Annotated in this window: 3 protein-coding genes; 2 read left to right on the top strand and 1 reads right to left on the bottom strand. The window is 65.7% G+C overall.

Translation table 11 applies throughout. The features are described from left to right. The first annotated feature begins 260 nt into the window (after positions 1-260). Together AC08OO_RS22590 and AC08OO_RS22585 are read left to right on the top strand one after the other, a co-directional pair. The gene (locus tag AC08OO_RS22590) at positions 261-1403 is read left to right on the top strand and encodes a tyrosine-type recombinase/integrase (RefSeq protein ID WP_011437769.1); all 1143 of its coding nucleotides are present in this window, start codon (positions 261-263) and stop codon (positions 1401-1403) included. 241 nt (positions 1404-1644) lie between these two features. Then, the gene (locus tag AC08OO_RS22585; RefSeq protein WP_476611723.1) at positions 1645-2355 is read left to right on the top strand and encodes a hypothetical protein; all 711 of its coding nucleotides are present in this window, start codon (positions 1645-1647) and stop codon (positions 2353-2355) included. Between the two features lie 478 nt (positions 2356-2833). On the opposite strand, the gene AC08OO_RS22580 is transcribed toward AC08OO_RS22585, so the two are convergent. Further along, positions 2834-4273 carry a helix-turn-helix domain-containing protein gene (locus tag AC08OO_RS22580; protein ID WP_011437771.1) on the bottom strand — a complete coding sequence of 480 codons (1440 nt, stop codon included), beginning with the start codon at positions 4271-4273 and terminating at the stop codon, positions 2834-2836. Positions 4274-4466 lie beyond the last annotated feature (193 nt).

Here is a 4466-nt window from a genome sequence, read left to right as displayed (position 1 = left end):
TCGTTAGCGGAGCTTCACGGCGGCGACTGGCTGGAAGAGGCCTGACTCGAACCCACGACCGACGGATTAGCAATCCCATTGATTCGTTATCCGTCGCTACTCGCGAAAACATGCTGATACCTGCGGATTATGCTTGCAGGCAAGCATCGTCATTTGCCGCCATTCACCCTTATTGATCACTCAAAGTACGGGGTAAGTACGGGACGATCAGGCTAGTATGAGGGCGTTCGTTCCACTCCCGAAGGATGCGGCGGTGTGGCATGGCTCGTCCCAGTCTAGATCTCGGTGTCGGCGGAAAGATCTTCTACAGCGCCACGGCGAAGGGCTCCCGGGCACGCTGCTTCTACCGCGACCATGACGGGGTACGCCGCGAAGTCGAACGCGGCGGCACCTCCAAGGCGGCGGCCACACGGGCACTGAAACTCGCGCTGCGTGACCGGCTGCGGGTCGCGGTCGGCGACGGCGACATCACACCGGAGACGACTATGAAGGTCCTCGGTGAGGCGTGGTTTGCCGAACAGCAGAAGAAAGACCGCTCTCCCAACACCCTCGCGGCCTACCGCACCACCCTCGACCGGCACGTCTACCCCGCACTCGGCGGAGTGAAGGCCCGACAGGTCACGGTCGGAACCGCGGACCGGTTTTTCAGCGCGGTCACGACCAAAAGCGGCCCCGGTGCGGCGCGGATCGCGCGAACAGTGCTGTCCGGCATGTGCGCGATGGCCGCCCGGCTCGACGCAATGGACCGCAACGTGGTCCGCGACGCCGGGCAGATCACCCGACCGGAACCGAAGCCGGTATCCAAGGCGCTCGGCGCAGCCCAACTGCGGCAGTTGCGGGCGCTGCTCACCTACGACGAACGGGCGCGGCGCCGCGACATCCCCGATCTTGTGGACATGCTCATCGCCACCGGCGCGCGCATCGGGGAGGTATGCGGGATCGTCTGGGACGCGGTCGACCTGGACGCGGGCACCGTGGAAATCCGGTCCACCGTGGTGCGGATTACCGGCCAGGGTCTGATCAACAAGCCTCGTCCGAAGTCGAAGGCGGGCCACCGGCTGTTGCTACTCCCGGCCTGGGCCGTGGCCATGCTGCGCACCCGCCACCACGGACAGAACAGTGACGAGGTGGTGTTCCCCGCGCAGATGGGCGGCCTACGCGACCCGAGTAACACTCAGGCCGACATCCGCGACGCCGTGAACGATGCCGGCTTCCCCGGCCTGACGTCCCACCTGTTCGGCCGCAGGTCCGTTGCCACCCTCCTCGATGGGGATGGGCATACCCCCCGCCAGATCGCCGATGTCCTCGGCCACGCCAACCCGTCCATCACCCTGTCCACCTACATGGGCCGGAAGGTCTCGAACCCCGGCGCGGCGGAAACCCTCGCGGTCCTGGCCATATGACCCCAACCGCTAATCTGGAGCCCTTCGGTCTCCGCGGGCCGTCCACCGTCCCGACCGCGTACACCCGCCCGATCCATGCCGTGAAGATGCCAGAGCCCTTTGTGAGGGAATCTTATGTGTTCACAACCTAAAGCGAATTAGCGATGATGTAGGTACACAACAAAGCGGCCCGGAACGGTGCGCCAACACCGCAACCCGGGCCTGAGCCCCGAACCCCTGCGACCACAGGAGTACGTGACCTATGGCCATCATGCCACCACCACATGACGGGTGGACACCCACCATCAACCCGATGATCACAATCGTTCCGTCGTACCGTCCGATTGCGGTCGACGTCCACACGTGGGACGGGCACGACGGGATGAAGCTCGAAGCTGTGCTGATGTTGCCGGGCCTCGACCTGCGTCTGATCGACGGTGTGAGCGATGTGAACGCGGCTGCCTACTGGCTGCAAGTGGCTCAAGCCGTGCTACTGGCGGCGGGACGCCTGCTCCGGCGTGCCCAGACCCCGATACCGGACGATGAGCTAGCTGCCCAGACTCACGCGTTGGGTCCGCTGGTGCGTCTACTCGGCCTGTTCCAAACCCCCCGGATGTCACCGGATGACTACGCCAATCTCTACACGCTGCTACGCACGGTAGACGACGCGATGACCGCTCGCCGTGCCGCGCTGCCCACCGAGAACGCCCCGACCGACAATGGAGCGGGGCAGACCTGGGCGACGATCGCCTGTGCGGCGCTCGACGCTGCGATGCGGGCGTACGGGACGACGGAGGATGTATCCGGCGACGAAACCCCGCCCGACCGCGGCCCACGCCGCGACGTGATGCACCTACTGTGGTCTCTGACACACATGGCTAAGGACACAGACACGACCCTCGACGAACTTGACACCATGAATCGTCTACTTCAGACCGTTCAACAAACGGTAATCCTCGGTCAGCAACCCTAGGCCGCGTCTGTCCTGGGTAGCTGCCACACCCGGCGGCTACCCAGGACCCGGGTCCGTAGTCCTGGCCCCCGGTGAGCTGCGCTGGCTCTCGTCACTCGACCGGTTTCAGTGACCATCCTTGACGCCTGACCCGGGTTGCTCCGTGGGCAAGCCTGCTCGTCCTGCGGGTGCGCTCTGCGCACTCGTGGGGCGAGTGGGCGCGGCAGCACTGCTTCTAACCCACACCCCTCGACCGGTGACATTCCCTGATCTCCTCGACGCTCCGAACGGGTGGCCGGGCCGACGCGCCCGGGTGGGGTGCCGACCGAAGGGAGGCGGGGCCCCGCCCGGCGCGCGGCGGGTCCGGACGGGTCCTGTTCGGCGCGGCGCGTGCGGCACATGTGACACGAACCACCCGGCGCCCCGAAGGGGCGCCCTTGAGGAAGTACAGAACATTAGCGACGATCAAACATCGTTGCTGTTTATGCAGGTTATCCGGTTAGACGAGGTCGATGGGCCTGTTGCGGCTGATCCGCCAGGTGTGGGCCTCGTCGGCCAATGATCGAATCGCGGGATAGTCGCGGTCAGTCACGGCGAGGACGACGTTGACCCGGCTTGCGATGTGAGCGGTCTGGAACGGGCCAGCGAGACGCAAACTTTCGCGGGCAAGTGCGGCCACCCTGTCAAGATCCGGTGACTTGCTCCGTGCAACGGCTACTGCCTCATCCGCGCGGAACACGGACGTCCGTGAGCTACTGCCCTGCTCGATGGCGGGTCGGACGTCGGCCGTTACCTCCATGAAGCGGCCTATCTCGCCAAGGCGGGAATACACTCGGCCGACGTCGAGAGAGAAGATCGGCAATCCGATGCTGGTAAGGCTGTCAACGACGGTACGATGATCCTCTCGCGGGCCGCGCTCGTCTGGAGTCAGCCTGCTAACGATGCTTTCGGCCTCGCTGACGGCCGCGTCAACTCCTCGGATGTCGCCATGGGCGGCGCGGGCCCCGGCAAGGCTGCCCACCAGCAAGATAGCCCGTTGTGGTCCGCTGGGTGCGTGGCGCAGGCCGTCGAGCGCGTACTGTTCGGCTCCGGCGGGGTTGCCGGCGTAGTCCTCGATGGTGGCCTGCATGAAGCGCGTCCAGGCGATCAACTGATTGTCTTCGAGGAGTTCGCCTCTGCGGTGGGCTTCCCGCAAGGACAGCCGGGCGTCGGTGGTGTGTCCGGCGTTGTTCTCCAGCCATCCGCGGATGCCGGTGGCGACACCGGATACGCGCCAGACCCGGGCCTGGTCGGCGGGCCGTAGCGGGTATTGGGCGGTGATGGCGTCGGTGAGCTGCTGCAACGCGATGGCCCGGCGCAATGTCTCGGCGGGGGGATGGTGCAGGTAGTCGGCCACCACGGCCTGTAGGGCCCCTTCGGCCGCGGATGCCGCGCCGCTGCCGGCGGTGGCGCGTTCCAGGATGGCCAACCTGTCGGCGGGCGCGATCATCGCTGCGGCTGTGCCGGTGGCGGTGAGTCCTATGGCTGCGGCGGTGAGGCTGAGTAGGTCTCTGCGGTTCGCGGTCTCCACCCCCTCGGTCTGCGGCGTGGGCTGGTGTTGTGAGGGTATCCCGGCTAGCGGTGGTGTAACAGACCCCGCATGATCGTCTTTGTGTTCGTGGGGGTAGGGGTAGCGGAATCCGAGTTCGGGTTCGCTGGCCTGGAAAAAGTGGCAGTAAGCCGCCTGGTAGGACGTGCCGGGGAAGTTGACGCCCCGCTCGTGCTTGCTGATCATCTCGGGGCCGGCGGCCGGTGGGGTGAACCCCGCTTCCTTGGCCACGACAGGGTCAATGTTGGCGATCTTGTCGGCGAGGGCGGCCCGGCTCAGTCCGAGTTGTTCGCGGTGGCGGCGTAGCTGGCCGGGGTTCCATCCCGGGTGTGTGCTGGGCTGAGGGGGCATGACGTCTCGCTTCCCTGGTTACCGGATTTCCCGGGAGAAAGCGTAGCCGGATGCTTACTGCTATCCGGTGATGTCGGTGGGCCTTGTCTGGCGTGTTTCCTGGTGGACCACATGTTTTCTGATCGTTTGCCGGATGAATACCTGATCGTTTGCCGTTCGGCTGCCGGTTCGGGCGCAGGAACGGTCGTCTAGG

The sequence above is a fragment of the Frankia sp. CeCAU1 genome, assembly GCF_977971845.1.
Note: the sequence above shows the minus strand (reverse complement) of the source record. Positions and strands in the feature narration are given on the sequence as shown.